26 protein-coding genes are annotated in these 24,654 nt (G+C 67.0%); 8 read left to right on the forward strand and 18 right to left on the reverse strand.

What is annotated here, in order from left to right; genetic code table 11:
- Positions 1-15: 15 nt before the first annotated feature.
- The 5 genes from B4A72_RS11970 to B4A72_RS11990 all read left to right on the forward strand — a co-directional run bounded on the left by B4A72_RS11970 (position 16) and on the right by B4A72_RS11990 (position 4,308).
- The gene (locus tag B4A72_RS11970; protein ID WP_292956733.1) at positions 16-729 is read left to right on the forward strand and encodes a DUF484 family protein; all 714 of its coding nucleotides are present in this window, start codon (positions 16-18) and stop codon (positions 727-729) included.
- A gap of 35 nt (positions 730-764) precedes the next feature.
- Positions 765-1,664 carry a tyrosine recombinase XerC gene (locus B4A72_RS11975; protein ID WP_292956809.1) on the forward strand — a complete coding sequence of 300 codons (900 nt, stop codon included), beginning with the start codon at positions 765-767 and terminating at the stop codon, positions 1,662-1,664.
- Between the two features lie 211 nt (positions 1,665-1,875).
- The gene (gene msrA, locus B4A72_RS11980; protein ID WP_292956730.1) at positions 1,876-2,451 is read left to right on the forward strand and encodes a peptide-methionine (S)-S-oxide reductase MsrA; all 576 of its coding nucleotides are present in this window, start codon (positions 1,876-1,878) and stop codon (positions 2,449-2,451) included.
- The gene (locus B4A72_RS11985) at positions 2,451-3,335 is read left to right on the forward strand and encodes a 50S ribosomal protein L11 methyltransferase (protein WP_292956727.1); all 885 of its coding nucleotides are present in this window, start codon (positions 2,451-2,453) and stop codon (positions 3,333-3,335) included. Before msrA ends, B4A72_RS11985 begins: the two co-directional genes overlap by 1 nt.
- A gap of 28 nt (positions 3,336-3,363) precedes the next feature.
- Entirely contained in the window at positions 3,364-4,308 is a 945-nt protein-coding gene (locus B4A72_RS11990) for a DMT family transporter (protein WP_335661260.1), read from the forward strand.
- Between the two features lie 288 nt (positions 4,309-4,596).
- Here the strand turns inward: B4A72_RS11990 and B4A72_RS11995 are convergent, their stop codons facing one another.
- From B4A72_RS11995 to ubiA, 3 genes are all read right to left on the reverse strand, one after another.
- The gene (locus tag B4A72_RS11995) at positions 4,597-4,926 is read right to left on the reverse strand and encodes a hypothetical protein (RefSeq protein ID WP_292956724.1); all 330 of its coding nucleotides are present in this window, start codon (positions 4,924-4,926) and stop codon (positions 4,597-4,599) included.
- A gap of 30 nt (positions 4,927-4,956) precedes the next feature.
- Positions 4,957-7,140, reverse strand: a complete 2,184-nt coding sequence (locus B4A72_RS12000) for an OmpA family protein (RefSeq protein ID WP_292956721.1) — start codon at positions 7,138-7,140, stop codon at positions 4,957-4,959.
- A 61-nt stretch (positions 7,141-7,201) separates the two neighbouring features.
- Positions 7,202-8,140, reverse strand: coding sequence for a 4-hydroxybenzoate octaprenyltransferase (ubiA, locus tag B4A72_RS12005; RefSeq protein WP_292956718.1), 939 nt, complete (start codon positions 8,138-8,140; stop codon positions 7,202-7,204).
- Positions 8,141-8,155: 15 nt separating this feature from the next.
- On the opposite strand from ubiA, the gene B4A72_RS12010 reads away from it, so the two are divergent.
- Both B4A72_RS12010 and B4A72_RS12015 read left to right on the forward strand, forming a co-directional pair.
- Positions 8,156-8,902: a 16S rRNA (uracil(1498)-N(3))-methyltransferase gene (locus tag B4A72_RS12010; protein ID WP_292978702.1), complete on the forward strand. Its 747-nt coding sequence runs from the start codon at positions 8,156-8,158 to the stop codon at positions 8,900-8,902.
- 177 nt (positions 8,903-9,079) lie between these two features.
- Complete coding sequence (locus B4A72_RS12015) at positions 9,080-9,274, forward strand: DUF1127 domain-containing protein (protein ID WP_292956712.1); 195 nt, start codon at positions 9,080-9,082, stop codon at positions 9,272-9,274.
- 204 nt (positions 9,275-9,478) lie between these two features.
- Here the strand turns inward: B4A72_RS12015 and B4A72_RS12020 are convergent, their stop codons facing one another.
- The 9 genes from B4A72_RS12020 to B4A72_RS12060 all read right to left on the reverse strand — a co-directional run bounded on the left by B4A72_RS12020 (position 9,479) and on the right by B4A72_RS12060 (position 15,112).
- Positions 9,479-9,907, reverse strand: a complete 429-nt coding sequence (locus B4A72_RS12020) for a hypothetical protein (RefSeq protein ID WP_292956709.1) — start codon at positions 9,905-9,907, stop codon at positions 9,479-9,481.
- 192 nt (positions 9,908-10,099) lie between these two features.
- The gene (locus B4A72_RS12025; RefSeq protein ID WP_292956706.1) at positions 10,100-10,420 is read right to left on the reverse strand and encodes a hypothetical protein; all 321 of its coding nucleotides are present in this window, start codon (positions 10,418-10,420) and stop codon (positions 10,100-10,102) included.
- 3 nt (positions 10,421-10,423) lie between these two features.
- Complete coding sequence (locus B4A72_RS12030; protein ID WP_292978704.1) at positions 10,424-11,794, reverse strand: glutamate--cysteine ligase; 1,371 nt, start codon at positions 11,792-11,794, stop codon at positions 10,424-10,426.
- 53 nt (positions 11,795-11,847) lie between these two features.
- Positions 11,848-12,378 carry a hypothetical protein gene (locus B4A72_RS12035; protein WP_292956701.1) on the reverse strand — a complete coding sequence of 177 codons (531 nt, stop codon included), beginning with the start codon at positions 12,376-12,378 and terminating at the stop codon, positions 11,848-11,850.
- Positions 12,366-13,220, reverse strand: a complete 855-nt coding sequence (locus B4A72_RS12040) for a GNAT family N-acetyltransferase (RefSeq protein WP_292956698.1) — start codon at positions 13,218-13,220, stop codon at positions 12,366-12,368. Before B4A72_RS12040 ends, B4A72_RS12035 begins: the two co-directional genes overlap by 13 nt.
- Before the next feature lie 37 nt (positions 13,221-13,257).
- On the reverse strand, positions 13,258-13,692 hold the full coding sequence (locus tag B4A72_RS12045) for a molybdenum cofactor biosynthesis protein MoaE (RefSeq protein ID WP_292956695.1): 435 nt from the start codon (positions 13,690-13,692) through the stop codon (positions 13,258-13,260).
- Positions 13,693-13,695: 3 nt separating this feature from the next.
- Entirely contained in the window at positions 13,696-13,944 is a 249-nt protein-coding gene (gene moaD / locus B4A72_RS12050) for a molybdopterin converting factor subunit 1 (RefSeq protein ID WP_292956804.1), read from the reverse strand.
- Positions 13,937-14,569 carry a CDP-diacylglycerol--glycerol-3-phosphate 3-phosphatidyltransferase gene (gene pgsA / locus B4A72_RS12055; RefSeq protein WP_292956692.1) on the reverse strand — a complete coding sequence of 211 codons (633 nt, stop codon included), beginning with the start codon at positions 14,567-14,569 and terminating at the stop codon, positions 13,937-13,939. The genes moaD and pgsA overlap by 8 nt, the downstream gene beginning before the upstream one ends.
- A gap of 159 nt (positions 14,570-14,728) precedes the next feature.
- Positions 14,729-15,112 (reverse strand): hypothetical protein, encoded by a 384-nt coding sequence (locus tag B4A72_RS12060; RefSeq protein ID WP_292956689.1) that lies wholly within the window; start codon positions 15,110-15,112, stop codon positions 14,729-14,731.
- Between the two features lie 301 nt (positions 15,113-15,413).
- Here B4A72_RS12060 and B4A72_RS12065 point away from each other — a divergent pair, with 301 nt between their 5' ends.
- On the forward strand, positions 15,414-17,363 hold the full coding sequence (locus tag B4A72_RS12065; RefSeq protein ID WP_292956686.1) for a glycosyltransferase family 2 protein: 1,950 nt from the start codon (positions 15,414-15,416) through the stop codon (positions 17,361-17,363).
- Between the two features lie 6 nt (positions 17,364-17,369).
- Here B4A72_RS12065 and B4A72_RS12070 read toward each other — a convergent pair whose 3' ends face one another.
- From B4A72_RS12070 to B4A72_RS12095, 6 genes are all read right to left on the reverse strand, one after another.
- The gene (locus tag B4A72_RS12070; protein ID WP_292956683.1) at positions 17,370-18,542 is read right to left on the reverse strand and encodes an amidohydrolase; all 1,173 of its coding nucleotides are present in this window, start codon (positions 18,540-18,542) and stop codon (positions 17,370-17,372) included.
- Between the two features lie 70 nt (positions 18,543-18,612).
- Positions 18,613-19,446 carry a shikimate dehydrogenase family protein gene (locus B4A72_RS12075; RefSeq protein WP_292956681.1) on the reverse strand — a complete coding sequence of 278 codons (834 nt, stop codon included), beginning with the start codon at positions 19,444-19,446 and terminating at the stop codon, positions 18,613-18,615.
- Between the two features lie 146 nt (positions 19,447-19,592).
- Positions 19,593-21,479 (reverse strand): bifunctional sugar phosphate isomerase/epimerase/4-hydroxyphenylpyruvate dioxygenase family protein, encoded by a 1,887-nt coding sequence (locus B4A72_RS12080; protein WP_292956678.1) that lies wholly within the window; start codon positions 21,477-21,479, stop codon positions 19,593-19,595.
- 11 nt (positions 21,480-21,490) lie between these two features.
- Complete coding sequence (locus B4A72_RS12085) at positions 21,491-23,029, reverse strand: tripartite tricarboxylate transporter permease (RefSeq protein WP_292956675.1); 1,539 nt, start codon at positions 23,027-23,029, stop codon at positions 21,491-21,493.
- The gene (locus tag B4A72_RS12090) at positions 23,029-23,541 is read right to left on the reverse strand and encodes a tripartite tricarboxylate transporter TctB family protein (protein WP_292956672.1); all 513 of its coding nucleotides are present in this window, start codon (positions 23,539-23,541) and stop codon (positions 23,029-23,031) included. The genes B4A72_RS12085 and B4A72_RS12090 overlap by 1 nt, the downstream gene beginning before the upstream one ends.
- A 77-nt stretch (positions 23,542-23,618) precedes the next feature.
- Entirely contained in the window at positions 23,619-24,626 is a 1,008-nt protein-coding gene (locus B4A72_RS12095; RefSeq protein ID WP_292978706.1) for a Bug family tripartite tricarboxylate transporter substrate binding protein, read from the reverse strand.
- Positions 24,627-24,654 lie beyond the last annotated feature (28 nt).

Here is a 24,654-nt window from a genome sequence, read left to right on the forward strand (position 1 = left end):
GCGGAAAGGGGCAGAATGAGCGTCGAATCGACCGCCGAGGCACAGCAGGATCCGGGTCTGGATCCGGAAACCCGAGACCGGTTGCTGGCCGATCCGGGAATCCTGCTGGCCGATCGCGACCTGATGCGGGCGCTGGTCGCCGCCCGCGAATCCGAGATCGGCGAGAACGTGATCGACATTCGCGGCCGTGCGATGGAGGCGCTGGAGACCCGGCTGGACCGGCTCGAGTCGCAGCACGAGAACGTCATCGCCGCCGCCTATGACAACCAGTCGGGCACGGCGGTCGTTCATCGCGCCGTGGTCGGGCTGATGGAATCGGCCGATCTGACCGAGCTGGTGGACAGTCTCCAGGCCGATATCGCGCCGCTGCTGCGGGTCGAAACCCTGCGGCTGGTGGTCGAGGAAGAACCCGAGATCGCGCATCTGCCCGAGGATGTGGTGATCGCCCCCGAAGGCGCGTTGGGCCGGATTGTCACTGCGGGAAGGCGGGTGCCGCGCGGCGACGACATCGTGCTGCGACCGGCCTCGCCCATCACCCGCCCGATCCATGGCCGCGACGTGGCGTCCGAGGCGCTGCTGCCGCTGGATCTGGGCGCGCGGCGGCCGCGGGCGATGCTGGTCATGGGCAGCGCCGATCCGGCGCGCTTCATGCCCGCGCAGGGCACCGACCTGCTGCGCTTTTTCGGGCAGGTGTTCCGGCTGATCCTGCTGGGCCGCCTGAAATCGTGACCGCGGCGCCCGGCCCGCTGGCCCTTGCCCCCGCCATGGCGGCGGCCCTGGCGCGCTGGCTGGAAACCGAGGCCGCGACGCGCGACCGCTCCGATCATACGATCCGGGCCTATCGTGCCGACCTGCTGGCCTTCCTGGCCTTCCTGGGTGGCCATCAGGGCGCGCCCGCCACGCCGAAATCGCTGGCCGCGCTGCGACAGACCGACATGCGGGCCTTTGCCGCCGCCGAACGGGCGCGGGGACTGGGCCCACGGTCGCTTGCGCGGCGGCAATCGGCGGTGCGCAGTTTTCTGCGCTGGATCTCGGATCGCGAGGGGTTCGACCTGTCGCCCGCGCTGTCCAGCCGCAGCCCGAAATACGCCCGGTCGCTGCCCCGGCCGCTGTCGCCGGCCGAGGCGCGGGACGCGCTGGAAGTCGTGGCCGACGGGCATGGCAGCCCCTGGGTCGCGGCCCGCGACGTGGCGGTGATGACGTTGCTCTGGGGTTGCGGATTGCGGATTTCCGAGGCGCTGGCGCTGCACGGGCGCGACTGGCCCTTTCGCGAGGCGCTGACCATCACCGGCAAGGGAGGCCGGCAGCGGCAGGTGCCGATCCTGCCGGCCGCGCGCGCGGCGGTCGGAACCTATCTGGCGCAATGCCCGTGGCGGCTGGCGCCCGATCAGGCCCTGTTCCGGGGCGTGCGCGGCGGGCGCCTGGGACAGGACCAGATCGCCGGGGCGTTGCGACGGGCGCGGGCGTCGCTGGGCCTGCCGCCCAGTGCCACGCCACATGCCCTGCGCCATTCATTCGCCACACATCTGTTGGCCGCCGGCGGCGATCTGCGCACGATCCAGGAATTGCTGGGCCATGCCAGCCTGTCCACCACGCAGGTCTATACCGGCGTGGACGACGCGCACCTGATGGCGGTCTATCGCGCGGCGCATCCGCGCCGCTAGCGGCCGCGGCATCGCCGCTTCCGGTGGAACCGTCAGGCGGCTTGAACCGCCGCGCGCCGCTGGCCATGTCCTGGCCTGCACCTTCCGGCGCGACGCCACGGGGCCGTCGCGTCTCGCAGGGGGTTGAAGGCAGGGGAAAGATCGCGCCTTGTCGCGGCGAACCGGCGCGCGGGCAGGCGCGTTATGGCACAACGATCAGAAGGATGCGACGATGACGACTCATGCGATCTTCAACCGGCCGATGGATGCCGAGGTGCCGCACGGCCTGGATCAGGCGATCTTCGGGATGGGCTGCTATTGGGGGGCCGAACGGCTGTTCTGGCAACAGGACGGTGTCTGGCTGACCGAGGCAGGCTTTGCCGGCGGCTCGACCGAAAACCCGACCTATGAGCAGGTCTGCAAGGGCGATACCGGCCACGCCGAGGTGGTGCGCGTGGTCTTTGACAGTTCGCTGATCAGCTACGATCATCTGCTGCAATTGTTCTGGGAAAACCACGATCCGACGCAGGGCGACCGGCAGGGAAACGATGTTGGCCCGCAATATCGCAGCCTGATCATGGTCTTCAATTCCAGCCAGCGACACGCCGCCGAGGCCTCGAAGATCGATTACGGCAACCGGCTGGCGGTCGAGGGCTTTGGCAAGATCACCACGCAGATCATCGACAAGGGCGCGTTCTGGCCGGCCCCCGAGGCGCATCAGCAATATCTGGAAAAGAATCCCGACGGTTATTGCGGGTTGAAGGGGACAGGGGTAGAGGCGTCCCTGCCCAACCCGGACCCGATCTGATGCCCACCTTCACCGCCCTGACCCATCTTGCCGGCCGCGAACCCGCCGAGGCGCTGGCCGAGGCCTGCGAGGATCTGACCCCCGAACCCGTCGGCGCCGGCGTGTTCGAGATCGAGGACGGATCGGATCGCTGGGAGGTCGGGCTCTATTTCCTCGAAGCCCCGGACGAGGTGGCCCTGGCGCTGCTGGCCGCCGCATGGCGGGCCGAGCCTTTCGTGATCTCGGAACTGCCCGAGGTCGATTGGGTGGCCCATGTGCGGCGCGAACTGACACCGGTCGAGGCGGGTCGCTTCTTCGTCCATGGCGCCCATGATGCCGACAAGGTGCCCCAGGGCGTCGAGGCCCTGTGCATCGAGGCCGCGATGGCCTTTGGCACCGGCCACCACGGCACCACCAAGGGCTGTCTGGAGGCGCTGGACCGGCTGGCCGATGACGGCTACCAGGCGCATCGGATTGCCGATATCGGCTGCGGCACGGCGGTTCTGGCGATGGGGGCGGCACGGATCTGGCCGGTCACGGTCGTGGCCGGCGACATCGACCGCGTGGCGGTCGATACCGCGGCGGCCAATGTGATCGCAAACGGGCTGGACGGCCGGGTGGAATGTATCGAGGCCACGGGTTTCGATCATCCGATCCTGGAACAGGCCGCGCCCTTCGATCTGGTATTGGCGAACATCCTCAAACAACCGCTGATCGATCTGTCGCCCGAAATGGCGCGCCATGTGTCGCCCGGCGGCAAGATCATCCTGTCCGGGATCCTCGGCGATCAGGGGCAAGATGTCATCGCGGCCTATGAGGCGGCGGGATTTGCGCTGGACCGGCGCGACGATCTGGGCGAATGGGTCACATTGACGATGACCCGCCGGCCGGCCGGGCCGGCCTGATTGCATCGGCTGCAAGGCCGCGCTAGCCATGCGGGCCAGGGGGATGCGGGCCGATGCCGGAGATCACGAGATGAGCGCGCGGGCCGATATTCCGGCGCCGCACCCGGCCAATCCGCTGGTCGCGGCGGTCTGGATGCTGGGTGCGGTCGCGTCCTTCACCTCGATGGCGGTGGCCGGGCGCGCGGTGTCGCTGTCGCTGGACACGTTCGAGATCATGGCCTGGCGCTCGCTGGTCGGGATCGCGATCGTCGGCGGCCTGATCACGCTGCGCGGCCGCTGGCATGTCGTCAACCTGCGCGATCCGGGGCTGCACCTGGCCCGCAACATCTGTCATTTCACGGCGCAGAACCTGTGGTTCTTCGCGATCTTCTCGATCCCGCTGGCGCAGGTCTTCGCGCTGGAATTCACCGCGCCGCTTTGGGCGCTGGTGCTGTCGCGCTTCTTTCTGGGCGAACGGTGGACGCAGGCGCGGATGATTGCCGCCGCCCTGGGGTTCGCGGGTATCCTGCTGGTGGCGCGGCCGGGCGCGGCGCCCTTGACACCGGGCCTGATCGCGGCGGCGGGCAGCGCGGTGGGTTTCGCGCTGACCTATATCCTCACCAAGCAGCTGACCGCGCGGGTCGGCGTCGCCTGCATCCTGTGGTGGATGACGGTCATGCAGGCCGTCCTGGGCTTTCTCCTTGCCGGGCTGGACGGGGATGTCGCCCTGCCCTCGGGCCAGACGGCCTTGTGGATCGCGCTGATCGGCGGGGCCGGGCTGACGGCGCATTTCTGCATCGCCAACGCCCTGCGGCTGGCGCCCGCGACGCTGGTCATGCCGTTCGATTTCCTGCGCCTGCCGGTGATCGCGCTGGTCGGCATGGTGTTTTACGACGAGCCGATCGGACCTCTGGTCATCCTGGGCGCGACGCTGATCCTGACGGGAAACTATTTCAACATCAGGGCAGAGGCGCGCAGGCGGGCTGCGGTCTAAAGCGGTATGATTCCAGGTCGAAACGTATCCTGCCTTCTTGAAACATTGGCTGCATCCATTGGGTGAAAAGCAGTCGAGCAGAAGCCATTCCCTGCACATCAAGGTCATGTTCCGCTAACCGCCCGATCGGCGGGCGCGTCACGATCGCGATCGGCGGCTGCCGCCCTTGTCGCAAAGGCGCGATCCTGATGCGCATCGCCTTGTTCAGCACGCCGGCAGGCCGGGTTGGGACGACGGGCGCGCAGGGCGAGGATCGGCGGCACGGCTCGCCGGCTTGCGCGACCGATCTCAGCGGCGGACCAGTTTCCGCTCGATATAGTCGCGCAGTTCCTCGACCTCGGCGCGGCTTTCGCGCAGCCCGTCCATCGCGGCCTGCAGTTCCGATTCGGTCCCTGCAAGGCGGCTGGACAGGTCTGCCTCGACCTCTTCCAGGCGCGCGACGGCCTGGTCGCGCTGTTCTTCGGTATCGTGCAATTGCTGGGCCATTCGGTCCAATTCGGACATGTCGGCACGGGTGCGCCGGGTCAGGCGATGGACGATCCAGCTTGCGATCCAGCCCAGCAGGAAGGCGCCGAACAGGATGATGGCGGTGACGGTGATGAATTCGGTTCGGTTCATGCGCTCTGGTTCTGGTCGCTCTGGTTTTCGCTATGGCGCGGGGGTGGTGTCTTGCTGTTCCTGCCCGGTCGCGGATGTCGCGGCATCCTCGGGCCGGGGCGAGGGGCGGGGCGTGTCGGCGCCGGGCGTCTGAACCGGAAGCCTAACGGTTTCGTCGCGATCGTCCAGTGCCGGAACCTGTTCGCTGACCCCGACGGTCGCCGGAACCGCACGGCTTTCGCCCGCCTGCGGCCTTTGCGGTCCCTGAACGGCATCGATCGACGTGGCCGCGCCGCCTTCGGGCGCCATTCCCGAGGAGGTCGCGATGTCCGGCGCGGGCGGTCCCTGCAGCGGCGCGACCGGCTCGCTGGTGACACCCTCGCGCAGGATCGGCACCGGCAGCGGGGTATTGCGGATCGGCATCTCCGACAACAGACGGAACTCGATGCGCCGGTTCTCCTCGCGCCCGGCCTCGGTGTCGTTGCTGGCGATGGGCTGGCTTTCGCCATAGCCGCGTGCGGTCAGGTTGGCGGTGTCGATCCCGGCCTCGGCCATCGCCGCCACCAGCGCCTGCGCACGGGCACGCGACAGATCGGCGTTGAACCCTTGCGATCCCTGCGCATCGGTATGCCCGCCGGCCTCGATCTGGAAATCCGCGCATTCGGTCATCGCCTCGGCCAGCCGCGCCAGCGTCGGCTGCGGATCGCCCGCGATGGTGGACTTGCCCGGCTCGAATCCGATCTCGGATTCGGACATGATCAGGTTCAGCCGCCGCACACATTCCTGACCATCGGGCAGGTCCAGCGCCGGGTCCAGCCGGCGGTCATAGCGGATCGACAGGGCATAGCGCGCGCCGGCCCCGATCCGGTTCGACAGGGCGGCCGCGGCATTTTCGGCGGCATTCGGATCGCCCGAGGTGCCGGCCATCCGCAGCATGTCGGGAGTGACCTGAACGGTCCCGCTTTCCAGAACGGCCATCGCCTCCAGCGCGCCGATCACGCGCACCGTCCAGCCATCCGGCACCGCCGCATCGCTGCGCAGGCTGCTGTCCACCTCGGAAAAGCGGGCGCGGGCAAAGCTGTCCACCGCCTCGCGCATCGGCACGTCGGCGATCCGGCCGCGCATCGACAGCGCCCGGTCGCCGCTCAGCGCGGCGATGAATTCCGCCGGCCCGGCATCCTGCCCGGATTCACGCTCTAGTTCGGCATGAAGCGAAAAGACGCGCGGCAGGGCCTGTTCCAGCCGACCGGCCGCTTCGTCAAAGCGCACCTGCGTCACCGCCTCGGGCGCGGTCAGAGCCACGTCGGCGTCCGAAATCGTGACCGTTCCCTGCCCCAGCCGCGCCACCGCCGCGATGGCCTGCTCGGCGGCCTCGTCCCAATCCGGGCTTGGTGCGCCAAGGCCCAGGGTGCAGCCCGGCTTGCCCTGCAACCCCGCGCTCAGCGCCGCCTCAAGGATCCGCTGTCGCCCGTCTTCGGTTGCGGCCGAGCAGGCCTCGAACCTGGGGCCGTCGCCGTCGATGACGAATCGCATCGTGAACGGCGCGATGACCGGACGCGGCGCGGTGATCTGGCTGGTCAGCCTGACGCCCTTGGGCACGGCGCGTTTCAGCGCGGTTTCCAGCCGGCCCTTTTCGGCGCGGCTGTCGGTGATCGCGGCCACCGTCACCGCGCCCGGCTGGATCGAGATCTTGGCGCTGCCGGCCATCTGGGCAGCCTGGATGCCGTAATCCAGCGCCGCCTGCCAGCCCTCGGGCAGCTTGTAATCGGCGGTCTCCAGCAGGTCGGTCACTTTCGGCGCCGAGGTTTCGCTGCGCAGCGACCGCAGCAGCGCGTTGCGGTCGGTCGAGGCCGGAACCAGCCCGATCAGCGAAATGCCCTGCGGGTTGCGCAGCAATTCGACCTTGAAATCGGGCGGGTCCAGCGCCTCGGCGGCGGCGACGGTCATCTGATCCAGGATGCGACTGGAATCGACTGCCGTGGCGGCCTGCGTCATGGCGCGGAAACGGTCCACCTCGCTTGGCGCGGTGCCTGTCAGCCGCACCTGCAACCCGTCAGTCTCGACCCCGGCCCAGTCATATCCTGCGCTGCGCAGCGCGACCTGGACATCCTGCAACGACCGATCTTCGATGAAAGCCGCCGTGGATCGCGCGCCCCACCAGCTCAGCCCGCCCGCCAGAGCGAGGACGAGGATCGTGGCCAAAGTCGGGGAAATCCTGCGGCGCAAGGGTGCCATGCGATGGGCCTTCGGCTGTTGCGGGTCGCATCCCTCTAGCGTCGGCCCGCCGGGCGTGCAATCAGCTCAGCCCGGCAAGGGCGAGAAACAGCGCAAGGATCAGCCCGGCATCGCGGTTCGACCGGAACAGGCGAAGACAGCTATCACCATGATCCGGCTTGAAATTCTTCAGCTGCCAGGCCAGATGCGCGGCAAAGCCGGCCAGACCGATAGCGGCGATCAAGAGATTGCGATGGCTCAGCAGGATGGCCAGCCCCAGCAGGGCGACCGCCAGCATCGCGATGCGCGCCAGATAGCGGGGGCTGTTTCTGCCGAACAGGCGCGCGGTGGATTTGACCCCGATCAGGGCGTCATCCTCGACATCCTGATGGGCATAGATCGTATCGTAGAAGATGGTCCAGGCGATGCCGCCCAGCCAGGCCACGACAGGGGCCAGATCGACCTGGCCCGCATGGGCCGCATAGGCCAGCATCACCCCCCAGTTGAAGGCAAGACCCAGGAAGATCTGCGGCCACCAGGTAAAGCGTTTCGCGAATGGATAGATCGCCACCAGCGCCAGCGAGATGACGCCCATCCAGATCGCCGCCGGGCCCAGTGTCAGCAGGATCGCCAGCCCGACCAGCCCCTGTGCCAGCAGCCACAGATAGGCGCCGCGCAGGCTGATGGCGCCCGAGGGAAGGGGCCGCGACCGGGTGCGGGCGACCTGCGCGTCGATGTCCCGGTCGGTGATGTCGTTCCAGGTGCAGCCCGCGCCACGCATGACGAAGGCGCCGATGGCGCAGGCGATCACGATCCAAAGATCGAAGAGCCGCGGCGCATCATACATCATCGCCAGCCCGACGCCCCACCAGCAGGGCAGCAGCAGCAGCCACGTCCCGATGGGCCGGTCGGCCCGGCTGAGGCGCAGCCAGGGCCGCCAGCGCTCGGGCGCGTATCGGTCCACCCAGTTGCCCTTCGGCGCGTCGATGACGGCATCTGGCCTTTCGGTCCGGCTTTGCATAGCGTCTGGCCCATCATGGCAAGGATCAGATTGTTCATAGATCACCCGCTGGCGCCCCGGCAAGCCGTGCCGCTGGCGCCCGCGCAGGCGCATTACCTGTCGGGGGTCATGCGACTGGGCGCGGGCGCGGAAATCGCGGTCTTCAACGGCCGCGATGGCGAATTCGCGGCCCGCATCGCGCAGGCGGGCAAGCGCGGCGGAACGCTGGATGTCGGCCAACAGACCGCCCCGCAGCGCGATCCGCCCGATCTGTGGCTGTTGTTTGCGCCGATCAAGAAGGCACGCACCGATTTCATCGTCGAAAAGGCCGCCGAACTGGGCGTTGCCCGCATCCTGCCCGTGCAGACCGACTTCACCAATTCCGAACGCATCCGGCAGGACCGTCTGCAAGCCCACGCCATCGAAGCGGCCGAACAATGCGGGGGTACCTTCGTGCCGCCGGTCGCGGATCTTCAGCCCCTTGCGCGGCTTCTGGACGGATGGGATGGCGCGCGCCGTATCCTGTGGGCGGACGAGGCAATGGCGGGCCCGGCCGAGACGCTGGCCGGTCTGCCGCAGGGGTCGTGGGCCATCCTGATCGGTCCCGAGGGCGGGTTTTCCGAAGCCGAGCGATCGCGTCTGGCGGCATCGCCCTTTGTCGACCGAATCAGCCTGGGCCCCCGGATCCTGCGCGCGGATACCGCTGCCGTTGCGGCAATCGCGCTGTGGCAGGCCGCCCTGGGGGACTGGCGCGCAGACAGGCAGAAAAAGAACCCGGCATAGCGACATTCCGTGACCGTTTTGCGACCATCGGGACCGCCCAAGCCGCTTTAATCCCTGCGTTTCTTGCATATCGGCCTTGCGGGACGCATGGCTGGTATTCCGCCTTTGCGCGACCTATCTACCCGGCATCCGAAACACTGCCCTGTGAAAGGGCAAACTGGAAATGCAGGTGATATGATGTCGGCCATAGAAACGAACCGCAGCCTTGCTGTCGGAGGTGTTGGCAACGTCGTCGCACGCATCGCCGCGCTGGTCTCGGGGTGGAACGACACCCGCATGACCCGGCGCGAGCTGAGCCGCCTGTCGGATCGCGAGCTGGACGATATCGGTCTGTGCCGCGGCGACATCGAGCGGATTGCGCGCGGCTTCTAAGGCTTCAACGCAGACAAGACGAACGAACCCCCATGCAATCGCGCGGGGGTTTTTTCTTTGCCCGCGTCACCGCCTGGATCGAGGCGACGCTCAACCGAATCCTTCGGCGGATTCCCGACGCAACCCTGTTCCGACTCCGTTTCTTCGCCAGCCCGGAATACATGCAGCGCAACGCAGCCGATTCACGAACAGGATCATCCTGTTCTAGCGCTCGGCCACCAATCTGCGGCCGGACGGGCGCAGAGGCCGCGACGGGGCGACGGGGCCCTGCGGCTGCGGCTCTGGCTGGGTCGCGATGTCGGCCATCGGAGCGGTGGTGAACGGCCGCGATGCGGCGCTGGTGGTGGTGGCAGAGGCCACGGCGGCAGGGCTGATCCCGCCGCCCTGCCAGGCCAGTTTCTGCAATGCATCGGCACCGCGCCGGGCCGATCCGGCCAGCGAGATCAGCGACAGACACGCCCCCGCCAGCAGAATCAGCACCGACAGACCGACCAGACCCATGAAGACCGACAGCGGCGGAATGCCTTCGGACTGACGGATCTGCACGAAGACCGCCCCCGACAGCGCAATCAGGCCGATCACGAAGACCAGACCGACCAGCCGCTGCACCCATGTCATCAGATCCGCCCGCATCGCCTGCCCCCTTCTTGCTTTGCTTCCGACCTGCCACCGCTTGCCGCCCGTTTCAAGCAAGGCGGGCGGCGAATGAGGTCATATTGTCGTGCGCCGCGGCGCCGATCGGAAGGCGGATGGCGGCCGGCCCACCGCGAACCCTGCAGGGTTTCGGACGACGGCGAAAGCCGGGCCAGACGCGCCGGCGGCAATTCAGGGGGTCTGGCGGCTGACCAGTGCTTCGACCGCCTCGGCGGTGCGGCGGGTGTTGTTGTAGATGCCCAGCCCCAGATAGATGATCCCGCCCACGACGATCAGATAGATCGCGCCGCCGAACAGAACCGCGAGGCCGCGCAGGAAGCCGCCCTGATCGCTGAACATCACCACAAGGCCGCTGACCACCACCGCGATCGCGCCCAGCGTGATGAATATGTTGACGATCCATTCCATCGACCGGATGAAGAAATCGCGCATCTGCAAATACTCCGGGGCTGACAATCCGATCAGCGTGACACGCGATGCGCGATCACGCAATCGTCAGTAGGAGTATTCGGCATAGATGCGTGACAGATCGCCCTGCCATTCGCCGTGATATTTCGCCAGCAATTCGTCCGCCGGAACGCGGCCGGTCTCGACGCTTTCCCTCAGCGCGTTCAGGAAATGCGTCTCGTCGGGGATCAGCCCGCCGGCGCCCTGCCGCGCGCGGTTCTTCAGGCCCTGTTCGGCGATGGCCAGCACTTCGCGCGCCAGATCGTGCAGGCGGATGCCGCCGGCTTCGCCCTGCAACGCTTCGCGTCCGGCCGCCCGGCGCAGCCCTTCGCGCGTCTCGTGGTCCCAGCCCTTGACCAGATCCCAGGCCGCGTCCAGCGCCTGCTGGTCATAGGTCAGCCCGACCCACAGCGCCGGCAGCGCGCATAGCCTGCGCCACGGCCCGCCATCGGCGCCGCGCATCTCGATGAATTTCTTGACCCGCGCCTCGGGAAAAACCGTCGTCAGGTGGTCGGCCCAATCCGACAGCGTGGGAATCTCGCCCGGAAGGGCCGGCAATTCGCCCTTCAGGAAATCGCGGAAGGACTGGCCCAGAGCATCGAGATAACGACCGTCGCGATAGACGAAATACATCGGCACATCGAGGACGTAATCCACCCATGCCTCGTATCCGAAGCCGTCCTGGAACACGAAGGGCAGCATCCCGGTGCGCGCCTCGTCAAGGTTCTGCCAGATATGGGCGCGCCAGCTTTTCATCCCGTTGGGCTTGCCGTCAAGAAACGGAGAATTGGCGAACAGCGCCGTCGCCACCGGTTGCAGCGACAACGCGACCCGCAGCTTCTGGACCATATCGGCCTCGCTGGCGAAATCCAGGTTCACCTGCACGGTGCAGGTGCGATACATCATCTGCGTGCCCAGCGTGCCGACCCGGCCCATGTAGTCGGTCATCAGCCGGTAGCGCCCCTTGGGCATCATCGGCATGTGCTCCTGCGACCAGATCGGCGCGGCGCCAAGACCGATGAAGCCCGCGCCCATATCATCGGCCACGGATTTCACCTCGGCCAGATGGCCGTTCACCTCGTCGCAGGTCTGGTGGATGTTCTCGACCGGAGCGCCGGACAATTCCAGCTGTCCGCCCGGTTCCAGGCTGACATTGGCGCCGTCGCGTTCCAGCCCGATGATCTTGCCCTGCTCTAGGACCGGCGACCAGCCGAAGCGTTCCTGCAGGCCGGTCAGCATCGCCTTGACCGAACAATCGCCCTCATAGGGCAGCGGCAGCTTGTGATCCTTGCAATAGCCGAATTTCTCGTGCTCGGTGCCGATCCGCCAGGCCTCGCGCGGCTTCTCGCCCGAGGCGATATAGGCGGCAAGCTGATCGCGGCTTTCGATCGGGCCACCGCCCTGCTGGGGTATCGACATCGGACGGACCTTTCGCGGATTGCCGGTCGGTCACAGGTGGCAACAGCGGACCGTCAAGTCAACCCGCCGTGATCGGGCCTGCGCCAGACCAGCCGCGTCGCGTCGGGCTGTTCGCTGACATGCGCCAGCGCCTGCGAGACGGCGCCCATGTCAAGGCCCGGAAGCGCGGTAAAGCCGTGGGCCAGGACCTCGGCCCCGGCGGCATCGACGGGAATCAGCAGCGCCTCGCCTCCGGCGCTGCGCAGCCGCCAATGCGCCTGCCCGTTCAGCCGCAAAAGGCGGATCTCGACCAGATCGCGCAGCGCGATCTCGCCGCCCGGATCGGTCGCCCCGTAATAGCGGATCGCGCCCTCGATCAGTTCGACCACGCCAGGCGCCTCGATCGGGCGGCGAAAGGGCAGCCTGCGCCGGGCGCCGATGGCCAGCGACGCGCCGACCAGCAGCATCGCAAGCCCGAGCGCGGCGAAGAACCAGCCGCCGCGCAGCGTCAGCCACAGGCCCGCCAGCGCGATGGCGCCGGCGACCAGAACCTCGGACCAGCGCGACAGCCACGCGGCAATCTCGGGGCGGATCAGCGGCCGCATCGGGGCGCGACCTCGGCGGGCTGTTCGAAGATCACGATCCGCATCCGCCCCGCCGGTACAAAGCCGATCGCGGTATAGGTGCGGGCGGCAGCCTCCGACGCCGCGAACAGGAAGGCGCGGCCGGCGCCTGCTGCGCGCGCCTCGGCCAGGTGCAGGGCCAGCGCGCGGCGGGCAAGACGCTGACCGCGCAGCGTCGGGGGAACATAAACGCCGCCGACCTGCACGATCTCGGGCAGCCGCGCGTTGAAACCGGTCAGCGCGACCGGCTGGCCGTCGCGGGTGGCCAGCCGCAGCGAATCCCTGGCCAGCCACAGCGGCAGTTCGGCCACGGCATTGTCGCGCGCCTGCGCAGGGTCGTCACCCATGATTTCGATCCGGTAGGCCGCGCGCCAGTCGATCAGAAGCGGCAGTTCCGCCTTGCGCGGCGCGCGAATCGAAAGTCCGGCCGCGTCGGGCATCCGCAGATCGTTCAGCGCCAGGGCGAAACACGGTTCGATCCGGTCGAGGCGCGTCGGATGACGGTCGAGGCGCAGCGCCGCAAGGATGCGGGCAATCTGCGCGGCCTCGCCGTTGAGACCGGTGATGGAAAGATTTTTCAGCACCGCGGGCAGCGCGTCCCAGTCCTGCGAATCGGCATCGCGCATCTGCGGAAAGCAGACGCCGGCATTCGACAGGCCGAGGAAGGCGGTCCAGCCTGCATTGCGCCACAGATGCAGGGCGCGCGGATGATCGCCACCGATGCCGCGCTCCAGCAGGTTGGCAGGCAGGAAGATCGGACCTTCCGCGCGGTCGGCCAGCGCATCCAGCGCCTGCGCGATCTGCGATTGCGCGACCGCGATCACGGGCGGACGAAGCGGCTGGATATCGGCAGGCCGAAGGTCACCACCGCTTCAGCGCATCCTCGTCGCTGTCTTTCGCCGCGACCCATGCGCCGGCGCCGTCCGGGCCGATCTCGCGCTTCCAGAAGGGGGCGCGGGATTTCAGCCAGTCCATCAGATAATCCGCGGCCTCGAAGGCGGCACGACGGTGGCGGGCGGCGGTGGCGACCATCATGATCGGCTCGCCCAGGTTCAGGCGTCCATGGCGGTGGATGATCTTCCAGTCGGCAAGGCCGAAGCGGGCGGCGGCCCTGGCGCCGTATTCGGCCAGCACACGCTCGGTCATGCCGGGATAATATTCCAGCTCCAACGCCAGCATCCGGCCGGTATCGTCGCGCACGATGCCGGTAAAGGTGACGACGGCGCCGGCGCCGCGACCGAAATTCTCCATCTCGGCGGCAAGATCGAAGGGACCGGCCTGGACACGCGCCGACACGGGTCAGCCCCCGGTCATGGGCGGGAAAAAGGCCACCTCGCGGGCATCGTCCAGCGGCGCATCAAGATCGGCCAGTTCCTGATCGATCGCGCAACGCACGGCGCCCATGTCGGCAAAGGCCGACGCGTGCCATTCGTCGCGGTCGGCCAGTTCGGCGACCAGATCGCGCAGGGTCGCGGCCCGGGTCTCGATTCGCTCGCGAGGCTGGCCGATCCGTTCGCGCAGCCATGCGAAATAAAGGACATCAAGCATCATGCGCGGGATCCTTCAGATAGGGCAGCGCCTTGACGAAATAATCCCAACCTGTCCAACCGGTCAGCACCGCCGCGATCCAGATCAGCACCAGCCCGACCTGATTGGCAAGATCGGACCAGCTGTCGGACCAGGGCAGCCTGCCCTCGCCCACCAGCGGCGGCTCGCCGTGTTCGACAAAGGCAAGCCCCGTGCCCAGGAACAGGACCGCGATGGCGACCATCTGGAAGGTCGTCTTCCACTTGGCCAGCTTGGTAACCTTCAGCAGCTTCGCCTGCGCGCCCAGGAATTCGCGCAGGCCCGACACCAGGACCTCGCGGAACAGGATCACCGTGGCGGGCAGGATCAGCCAGGGATTCATGCCGGAATAACCGGTGATGACGATGATGGCGATGACCACCATCGCCTTGTCGGCAATCGGATCCATGGCCGCGCCGAACCGGCTTTCCTGTTTCCAGGCGCGGGCCAGATAGCCGTCGAACCAGTCGGTCACGGCCGCGACCAGAAAGATCGCCAGCGCCGCCCAATCGGCCCAGGGCCGATGAAAATAGAGAAACATCAGCGGCACGGCGGGCGCCGCGGCAAGCCGCAGAAGGGTGAGGATATTCGGGATTGTCCAGCGCATGGCGGCAAGCTAGTGCCTGCGCGCACGGTTGGAAAGAGGCGCTGGTGTCACACGGGACCGATCTGCCGCCCCGGCCACGCGACCGGCGCGCAGTCGGGGCGTGAGGCGGCCTGCCGTCTGGTCAGTTTCCATCGCGGCCCGGCATGCGGCCCTGCGGGATCACGATGCCTCGAGACTGGCCGGATAGAGATCGAAATCACGCCCGGCAATGGTCAGGTGCATCGCCTTGATCCGGTTCTCGCCGAAACGGTGCAGGCGGCGGCCGCGGACCGAGACGGGATCGCCCGGCAACGCCTGCGCCGGGGTCAGCCCCGCCGCCATGTTGCGGGCGCGGCGGCCCAGTTCGATGGTCCAGTTCATGCCGTCATGGGCGCGGACCTGCAGCGTCGCATCGCTGCCCGAGATATTGTTGTCGATGACGATCGCCTCCAGCACGATCGCCTCCTTGTCGAAGTCGGACCAGCGGTCGCTGGCAAGAATGTCGTCGGGCGCGAAGACGGGTTTGCGATCCGCTGAAATGCCGAAAGACGGTACGCGGGGCATGGCAGCCTCCTTCATCAAAAGGGGTGAGCAGATCGCAACCATAGCGCGAAGAGCCGAGTCTCGCGCGGTAGGAAAACACCGCAAAAACTGACCGGGCGGATAGGTGCCGAAGGCAGGGCTTGAACTTGTCTCGATGGCCCATCAGTGTCGGAAAGGATCGACAAAATCGCGCCCTGGCGAACCATGACAGGCGGAAGCGCCGGCGGCTGAAATTGTTCCCCGTGGAAAGACCGGTCCACAAAGCGATGGTAGGCAAATTCCGACCGGGCCGGGCACGAGAACACAGCAGAAGGACCAGCGCATGCCGCCTGATGGCACCCAAGACCAGCTTGCGCAGATCGGATCGCTGTGGATCGACGGGCCGCTGTCATGGCTGGAAATCGCCTCGATCCGCAGCTTTGTCGAACTGGGTCACGATTTCGTTCTCTATACCTACGGCCATGTGCCGAACCTGCCCGATGGCGCGGTGCTGCGCGATGCCCGCGAGATCTGGCCCAATGACGACATCATCGTCCATGCCAAGGCGAAAAGCCCCGCGATCCATGCCGATGTCTTCCGCGCCGTCATGGTGCGCGACACGCCGCGCGTCTGGGTCGATACCGATGTCATCGCAATGCAGCCCTTCCGCGCCGGGATGACCTGGTTTCTCGGCCATGAACGCGACGACAAGCTGCTGCTGGGCAATGCCGTCATGGGATTTCCGCCCGAATCGCGGACCAAGGATCTGCTGGCCGAATTCCTCACCTCCGATTATCCGATTCCGCCCTGGCTGCCCGGCCACCGTCGCGGACGGATGCAGGCCGAACGCGATCGCGGCGGCGACATGGATCTGGGCACCCTGCCCTGGGGCACGACCGGTCCCCGGGCGCTGACGCACTTTGCGCAGGAAACCGGCGAGATCATCTATGCCCAGCCCAGCGATGTGTTTTTCCCGATCAGCTTCCAGAAACGCAAGCTGCTGATCGAGAACGTCAATCACGCCCGAGCCCGCGAACTGATCGAGGACGGCGGCGCGCTGGCCGTCCACCTTTATTCGCGCTGGATGCGCAAGCATACCCGCAAGGCGCGCGGCGGGGTGCCACCGCGCAAATCCTGGATCGGTCATTATCTGGAACGGAAAGGTTTTGTCGACTACGACGCGATCGAGGCCGAGGCCACGAGGACCGTCGCGCGCAAGAGGGCGGGACCGCTTGAAAAGCTGGACCGGATCGACGAAACGACGTTTTTCGCCGACCTCGCGCGGCGCCAGGAAAACCTGCCGATCCCCGCCAATACCTCGCGCCACGGAAATGTGGTGCTGACCACGATGGCCAAGGACGAAGGCCCCTATCTGCTGGAATGGGTCGCCTATCATCACCTGCTGGGCTTTACCGACATCCTTTTTCTGACCAATGATTGCAGCGATGGCACCGACGAGATGCTGGACGCGCTGGCCGGGCTGGGGCTGCTGTCACGGCTGGATAACGGCGCCTGGCGCGACAAGCCGCCGCAACCGCGCGGGATCGCGCGAATCGGCAACCACCCGCTATTCGCCCGTGCCGACTGGCACCTGCTGATCGACCTCGACGAATTCTTGCAGATCAGGACGGGCGATGGTTCGGTCGATTCGCTGATCGACGTGATCAAGACCAACGGCGCGACGGCGATGCCGGTGACGTGGCGCTTTTTCGGATCGAACGGGCAGGCCCGCTATCGGGACGATTTCGTGACCACGCGCTTTACCGCCGCCGCCGACGACGATTTTGCCAAGGGCTACGGCGTCAAGACCCTTTATACCCATCAGCCATGGATGAAGCTGGCCATTCACCGCCCGCATCTGAAGCCGAAATACCTCAAGACCGACGAAAAGCAGCTGCGCTGGGTGAATGGCTCGGGCGAGGTGCTGAACGGGCGCAGGATCGCATGGAAGCAGAAGATGGACGAGGCAGGCTATGGACTGGCGCAGTTGAACCATTACGGCGTGAAATCGGGCGAGGAATTCCTGATGCGCCGGCTGCGCGGCGATATCCTGAACAATCACGGCAAATATGACGACGCCTATTTCCGCACCTATGATCAGAACAGCCTGCGCGACGAGGGCGCGGCCGAAATGGCGGGCCGGGTGCGGGCGCTGTGCGCGGCGCTGATGGAACAGCCCGCCGTGCGCGCGGCCCAGGATCTGATCACGGTCCGCCATGCCGAAAGGCTGGCCCGACTGCGCGCGTCCGAAGGCTATGCCCGGCAGATCGAGGCCCTGGGTTTCCGGCTGTAGCCTGGCTCAGCCCAGCACCTCGCTCAGCGCACGGATGAAGATGCGGGCGCCCGGTTCGATCAGGTCATCGGGGAAATCGTAATCGGGATTGTGCAGGCTGGCGACATCGCGGCCCGCGCCCAGCAGGAACATGGCGGCGCGGGAACAGCCGCCGAAACGGCCGAAATCCTCGGAGGCGCGCATCGGCAGGCCATTCGAGCCGACAACGAACCCTTCGGCGGCAAGCGCGCGCGACAGGATCGCGGTCGCCTCGGGGTCGTTTTGGCAATGGTGGAACACGTCGTGCCAGGTGATCGCATGGGCCAGTCCCGCGGTGGCGGCCGCCTGTCCAACGGTGCGTTCGGCTGCCGCGACCAGCCGGGCCATCCCCTCATCCCTCTGCGTGCGCAGCGTCGCCCGCAATTCCGCCTCGCCGGGCGCGATGCCGAATGCCGGCTCGCCCAGCCGGGCATGGGTGATCGTGACCAGCGAGAAGGCGGGATCGGATTGCTGGCCGCCCGACCCGAGCGCCGTCAGCGCGGGGACCAGCGCGGCCAGCGCCATGGCCGGCGAGACGCCGTGTTCGGGCTGCGAGGCATGGGCGGTGCGGCCGGTCAGCGCGATCTTCATGCCGCGCGAGGCGCAGTTCATCGGCCCCTCGGCCAGCAGCGCGTGACCCTGCGGCACGCCGGGCATGTTGTGCAGCGACAGCGCATAATCCGGCACGAGGCCGGCGAATTGCGGATCCGCGATCACCTTCGCCGCGCCCGATCCATCCTCTTCGGCGGGCTGGAACAGCAGGATGGCACGCCCGCGCGGCGGCCTGTTCCGCCCCAGCCAGCGCGCGACGGCGGCCAGGATCGCCATATGCCCGTCATGCCCGCAAAGATGCCCCTTGCCCGCCGATTGCGAGCACCAGTCGTGCGCCCCCTGTTCCTGGATCGGCAGCCCGTCAAGCTCGCAGCGCAGCATGACCGTGCAGCCCCTGGACAAACCCTCGAAGATCGCGGCGACGCCGAACCCGCCCAGCCCGGTCGCGATCCGGTCCGCCCCGGCATGGCGCATCGCCGCCGCCACCCGCGCGGCGGTCTGCCGTTCATCGCCGGACAGTTCCGGGCGGCGATGCAGATCGCGCCGCCATGCGATCAGTTCCGCGATGTCGCTGTCGGTCAGGACGCGATCGCCCTCGGATCGGGTCATGGCGCTGTCTCCTGAGGCTGCCGTGCCGGCGGGATTGAACAGAACCCGCTTGCGGCAGGCAACCCGGCAGTCAGTATCTGATCCTGGCCAGCCTGCGCAATTCGTCCGCGCTTGTGGTCGGATAGCCGAAGAATTCCAGATAGGCGGGGATCTGTTCGAACAGCATGTCGGTGCCGATCTGGGTCAGGCAGCCCCGCGCCCGGGCGGCGGCCAGAAAGGCGGTTTCCTCGCGTTTCATGACCACCTCGCCCACAAAGGTCCGGGGCGACAGACGCTCGACCGGCATCGGCATCGGATCGCCTTCGGCCATGCCCATCGGCGTGGCGTTCACGACGATGTCGAAACCCGCCGGATCGTTCCGGCCGGTCTCGACCCGCAGGGCGGGACAGGCTTCTTGCAGCTTCGCGGCAAGGCGGTCGGCTGAGGCGGCATTGATGTCGAACAGCGCCAGACGCGCCGCACCCGCGCCCGCCAGCGAGGCGGCGATGGCCGAGCCCACGCCGCCCGTGCCCACGACCAGGACCGAGGCCCCCGCGACCGCACGACCCTTGCGCAGCACGCCGCGCACAAAGCCTTCGCCATCGAACATGTCGCCGATCAGGGCGCCCGCCTCGTCGCGGCGCACGGCGTTGCAGGCGCCGCAGATGCGCACGGCGGTGCTGACCTGATCCAGCAGGTCCACGACCGCGACCTTGTGCGGCATGGTGATCAGCGCGCCCGCGAAGTTGCGCAGGCGCGCAAGCAGCGGCATGAAGGCCGGAAAGTCCGCCGTTTCGCATCCCATCGGCACGACCACGGTGTCGATGCCCCTGGCCTCGAACCAGGGGTTGTAGATCATCGGCGCCTTGAAGCTTTCCGTCGGCACGCCAAGATGGGCGATCAATTTGGTATGGCCAGAGATCATCGGTTCCTGTCCTTCAGGATCGGTTCAAGATCGGGTCGTGCCGGGAACACATTGCCGAAAGGCGGGGCGGGGCCGTCGGGGTTTGGCAGGGGGCCGGCGGGGTTGGGGCTGCGCCGGCGGGGGCGAGGCCGGTGGGGCAGCCCCGATCACGCACGCGGCATGTCCTTGGCACGCAACAGCCGCTTCAGCGCGGCGATGCGGAAGGGCGCGTTCGCGGCGCCATAGCCGTCATACCCGCCGCGCCGCTCGACGATCTCGAAGAACAGCCCCCCGGTCAGCGGGCGCCCGTAGAACTGATAGAACTCGGCCTCGCCCTCGGCCTCGTAGAGGATGTTCCAGCGGCGCAGGCGGGCGATGCGGTCGTCGTCCAGCCCATAGCGCGCCTGAAGATCGTCGTAGTAATTTTCCGGGATCTCCAGCGGCTGGAACCCCGCGCCCGCCATCGCCCGGGCGCTGGCAAGGATGTCGCGGCTGGCCAGCGCGATATGCTGCACGGCCGATCCCATGCTGTCGGCCAGAAAACCGCCGGCCAGCGTGCGGTGCGATTGGGCGCCGTTCAGGGTGATCCGCGTGGCGCCATCGCGGGATGCGATGGCCTGGCTGCGCACCAGCCCGTCGGGATCGGCCACGTCGATCATCGGCCGGCGGTCCATGTCGAAGATGGCGGTGTAGAACAGCGTCCAGCTGAGCATGTCCTCGTAATTCATCGTCTCGGCCAGATGATCGACGCGGATCAGGCCGAAATCGGTCGCGCTGTCGCCGGTGGCCTGGAATTCGATCCGCCAGACATCATCGAGGCCGCTTTTCGCGTCGATGAAATGCAGCACCGATCCGCCGACGCCGCGAATCGCCGGGATGTCCAGTTCGCCGGGGCCGGGCGGCTGATGGAACAGTCTGGCGTCCAGCGCCGCGGCGCGGACGACGGTGGCCTGCGCATCCTCGACCCGCAGCCCGATATCGCAGACGCCAGTGCCGTGGTTCAGGAAAAAACTGTGCGCAAAGCCGGTTTCCTCGGTATTCACGACGATGCGGATGCCGCCCTGCCGCCAGACGGTGACGCGCTTGTTGCGATGCACGCCTTCGCGGTGAAAGCCCATCCGCGTCAGCGCCGCTTCCAGCGCCGGGGCCTCTGCCGCGTCCGAGGCAAATTCGATGAACTCGACGCCCTCGACGCCGAGGTTTTCCGGGATCGGCGGCAGATCGACATGCAGCGCCGGTTCGGCGCGGCGGACCTGATCCATCAGCCAGATCAGCGAACGATGGCCGTCGCGCGCGATGCCTTCGGGGCTGCCGCCGCGGAACTGGTCATTGAAGATTTCCAGCGACAGCGGCCCGCCATAGCCGGTCGCCGTCACGGCACGCATGAAATCCACCACCGGCAGATCGCCCTCGCCCGGCATGGTGCGGAAATGGCGCGACCAATACAGCAGGTCCATGTCGATCATCGGCGCATCGGCAAGCTGGACGAAAAAGATCCGGTCGCCCGGAATGCGGCGGATCGTGTCCGGGTCGATCCTGCGGCCCAGCGTGTGAAAGCTGTCCAGGATCAGGCCCAGTGCCGGATGATCGGCCCGGCGCACGATTTCCCAGGCGTCGCGGTGGTCGTTGACGTGACGGCCCCAGGCCAGCGCCTCGTAGCCGATCCGCAGGCCCCGCCGGGTGGCGATCTCGGCCAGTTCGGCCAGATCATCGGCGGCGCGGTCGATCCCGCCCATCGCCTGCGGATGGACCGAGGAACAGATCAGCATCAGCTCGGCGCCCAGTTCCGCCATCAGGTCGAACTTGTGCCGGGCACGATCGAAGGCGCGGGCGCGCAGCGTGGCGGGAAGCCCCTCGAAATCGCGGAAAGGCTGATACAGCATCACCTCCAGCCCGTGATCGCGGATCATCCGGCCGACCTCGCGCGGGTTGGCCGCATCCTGCAGGAAATCCTGTTCGAAAATCTCCAGCCCGTCGAAGCCGGCCGCCGCGATGGCGGCCAGCTTTTCGCGCAGGTTGCCCGCGATCGAAACCGTCGCAATGCCCGTTTTCATTCCCAGCCTCCCTACGCGCCCGAGCCGGGGGCGTCCTGGTCGTGTTCGATCCTTTCCAGACCGATCTTGCGGCGAAACCTGCGCCAGACCGGGGTCTGGCTGACGAAGATCATCACCACCATCGCCGCCAGAACCAGCGACAGCGGGCTGGTCGCGATGCCCCTGAACAGGCCCGCGACGCTGCCCTGTTCGGAAATGATCGCCCGGCGCCAGTTCTCGTCCAGCAGCCGCGACAGGATCACGCCCAGGATCACGGGGCCAAGCTGGTAGCCATAGGATTTCATGAAATAGCCCAGCACCCCGAAGGCCAGCATCCAGTAGACATCGGTGATCGCGTTGTTGACCGCATAGGCACCGACGATGGACAAAAGCAGGATCAGCGGCAGCAGCACGGTGCGCGGCATTTCCACGATCCTGGTAAAGATGCGGATGCCGGTCAGCCCGAAGATCAGCATGAAGATGTTGGCCAGCACCAGCGCGCCGGTGATGAACCAGAACATCTGCGGCTGATCGATCATCAGCATCGGGCCGGGATTGAGGCCGTGGATATACAGCGCCCCGATCATGATCGCGGTCACCGCATCGCCCGGAATGCCCAGCGTCAGCATCGGGATGAAGGCACCGCCGACGGCCGCGTTGTTGGCGGTCTCGGGGGCGACCAGACCCTCGCGCGCGCCTTGGCCGAAGGGCACTTCGGGGTTCTTGGTCACGCGCTTGGCGTGGTCATAGGCCATCAGCGCCGCGATGTCTCCGCCGGTGCCGGGCAAGGCGCCGATGATCACGCCGATGGACGAGGTTTGCAGCGACAGCGGCAGGTATTTCAGGATCGAGGACCAGGTCGGCACGATGCGGCTGATGGTCTGCTTCACCGCGGTCTTGTCGACATGGTGCAACTGCGCCAGCGCCTCGCTGACGCCGAACATGCCGATCATCACGGCGATGAAGCTGATCCCGCCCCAAAGCTGGGTGAACCCGAAGGTAAAGCGTTCCTCGGCTGTCAGCGGATCCATGCCCACGGTGCCGATCAGCAACCCCAGGGCGCCGGCAAAGATGCCCTTGACCAGGCTTTCGCCCGACAGTGATCCGACCAGCAGGATGCCCAGGATCGCCAGCAGCATGAAGTCCCGAGGCTGGAACGTCAGCGCGAAATCGCTGACCGCGGGTGCCGCGACGGCCAGCACGATGATGCCGATCAGCCCGCCGACGAAGGACATCACGGTGGAAATCCCGATCGCCTCGCCCGCCAATCCCTTCTGCGCCAGCGGATAGCCATCCAGCGCCGTGGCGATGGCCGAGGGCGCGCCGGGGATGTTCAGCAGAATCGCGGTGCGCGATCCGCCATAGACCCCGCCCATGAAGATGCCGACCATCAGGCACAGCGCCGGATAGACGTCCCAGGTGAAGGTAAAGCCGATCAGGATCGACACCGCCATGGTGACCGACAGGCCGGGGATGGCGCCGACATAGACACCCGCGAAGGTGCCCGCCGCGACCAGGAACAGCAGTTTCGGATCCAGCCAGGGGGTCAGGAAATAGCCAAGGGCCTCCATTATCGGGCCCCTCCGAACAATTGGCCGAAGGCGGCCAGCATCTCGGCCTCGGGGACGATCCCCGACGGCATCAGAACGGTAAAGATCAGCCGGAACACGATATAGACCAGCAACAGCGCAAAGGCCGACACGCCCAGCGCGAAGATCAGCCCGCCCCGGCGCAGATACAGGATCGAGAGCGTCAGAAACAGCAAAGAGGTCGGCAGAAAGCCCAGCGGGACCAGCAGCAGGGCATATCCCGCGATGAACAGCATCATCACGATGACCGCGGGCGGCAGGATGTCCTTCAGAAAGCCCGTCTGGTCGCGCTGCGTGTGGCGCCAGCCATCCAGCAGGACCAGGCCCGAACTGACGACCATGGCCAGCGCGACCGCCATCGGCAGCGCACCGGGCGAGCTGAGCGATTCGAATCCCGCGATGGCATAGGCCGACCACAGCAGGACCAGACTGACGATGAACAGAACCGCGTTGAAGGCGATCTCGCCCGCGCTGCGGTGGCGCTTGTCGTGCATGACCGATCCTCCCGAAGGTCATTGCAGGGACTTTCCCGGCCGCGTGGGCCGGGAAAGATCGCATCGCGAGCCGCAGATCAGGGCCGCGGGATGCCGAATTCCTCGGGCGACTTCTTGGCCAGCCCGGCATCGGCAATCAGCCAGGTGGTAAGCGACTGCCATTTCGACAGGAACTGGGTTGCCGCATCGCCCGACAGGCTTTCGATGACATAGCCGCGATCGCCCATCAGCTTCACGAAATCCTCGCTTTCGGCGCCCTTGGCATAGGCATCGACGAGCTTGGCGACCACGTCCTCGGGGGTGCCGTTCTTGACGAAGACTCCGAAGAACGGCCCCCAGGGCAGGTAATCGGCATATTCGGGATTGGTCTCGCCCAGGGCCGGAACCTCGGGCAGGGCTTCGGCGGGCTTGGTATCGATCAGCGAGATGGCCTTCATCCGGCCGCCCCTGATACCCTCGATGGCCGCGCCCAGCACGGCCGGCATGACGTCCACCGCGCCGCCCTGCAGCGCGGTCAGCGCCGGGCCGTCGCCGTCATAGGGAACCTCGGTCACAGGCAGTTCGGTCTTGGACCGCAGCAGCGCGGTGACCACGGACGGCACGCCGCCCGGACCGGTCGAGCCGAACTTGACCTGGTTCGGGTTGGCCTGGATATACTCGACCATCTCGGCGAAGGTGTCGAAGGGCGCGTCGTTGTTGGCGACCAGGATCGGCACGCCGCGGGCCAGGATGTTGATCGGCGTGAATTCCGAATAATCGATGTCGCCGAGGCCCATCACCTTGTAGAGCAACGGATTTTCCGCGCCCATCAGCAGGGTATATCCATCGGCCTTCTGGGCATAGACGTATTTCGTGGCGATCGCGCCGACGCCGCCGGTCATGTTCTTCATGACCACCTTGCCGCCCAGAACCTTCTCGGCCTGAGGCGTGACGGTGCGCATGACGGTATCGGTCGAGCCGCCCGCACCCCATTGAATGATTCCCTGGATTTCCTTGGCGGGATAGTCCTGCGCCAGAACCGCGGTGCCGGTCAGTCCGGTGGTCAGCGCCAGCACGGCGGTGAATTTGATCAGGGTCTTGGTCATGATGTCCTCCCTTGCTCCGGGCTTTTCC

This window comes from Paracoccus sp. UBA5162, from assembly GCF_002413585.1.
Lineage (GTDB): Bacteria > Pseudomonadota > Alphaproteobacteria > Rhodobacterales > Rhodobacteraceae > Paracoccus.